The following is a 970-nucleotide window of genomic DNA, read 5'->3' as shown; positions in this document are numbered from 1 at the left end:
CGCGATGGATCTGTGGGGCGCGCTGCTCAAGAGCGACGTCGAAATTCGCGTGCAAGGCTCGTTCGCGCCACTACCGTGCTATATGGAGCCAAGCGGGTCGCCGTACATTGTGCTCGGGCAGGCTTCTGGAATCGGTAGTGTGCGCGGCAGTCAGATTCCTGGCGCCAAGTTCGCCGAAGCGTGGTATCCCACCGCGCTAGCCAATTCCCTCGCTGGCAAGGACCTCGACGAAGACGAGGGCCACATCCAGACAGCAGACAACTCCCTTGCCGTTGTGGACCTCGAAGGCGAGGACGACATCCAGTCAGTCTTCAGTTCGGCGATCGATCAGCCTGAGTGCCGCGCAATCGGTGTGCCGGGCTGGCACTACGGTCTGCGCGGCAATGCTGACAACACCGGCGGCAAGGCGAATTTTCTCAACGTCATCATGCACGAGATTGGCCATGGTCTCGGCGTGTTGGGATACGGCATTCCCGGCGTCGGCACACCGTGGGATTACAGCGCCCACTCCAACCAGTTCGACAAGGCGCTGCCCGCGATCGCGAGCAAGGCTGACATGAGCAAGGCGACGACCACGCCGGGCGACGTCGTGTGGACCGGTGCGTTGGCCAATCCGACCGCGGGCCTGTTCGCCGAACACCGGTTGATGCTGAATGTATCGGCGCCGCAGCAGGCGAGCTACGACATTGTGCCGGGGTCTTTCGGCGAACGCGATCCGGCCAAGTTCCCCAGCGCCGAGATCGTGCTTGTGCTCGATGAAGCCGCCGCCGGCGCGACAGCGACCTCGCTGGCCTGCGACGGTGCCAGCGGCCGGCCCAAGATCGCCAACGGCGGGGCGCTTCGCGGCAAGATCGCCTTGGTCGACCGTGGCACCTGCAGTACCAGCGTGCAGGCCGTCGCCGTACAGAAGTACGGCGCGATCGGTCTGATCTCGATCAGCAACGGGCCGGGCGATCCGGTCACGCCCTCG

General features: G+C 64.6%; 1 protein-coding gene. It reads left to right on the top strand.

The genetic code is table 11. The annotated features are described in order from the left end of the window. Positions 1 to 970 (top strand): PA domain-containing protein (locus LG367_RS18215; protein WP_319004040.1); only part of this gene is annotated, 970 nt, incomplete at both ends.

Origin of the sequence: Luteimonas panaciterrae, from assembly GCF_020511115.1 — a bacterium.
GTDB lineage: Bacteria > Pseudomonadota > Gammaproteobacteria > Xanthomonadales > Xanthomonadaceae > Luteimonas > Luteimonas panaciterrae.
This window is presented reverse-complemented; position numbering and strand designations above follow the sequence as displayed.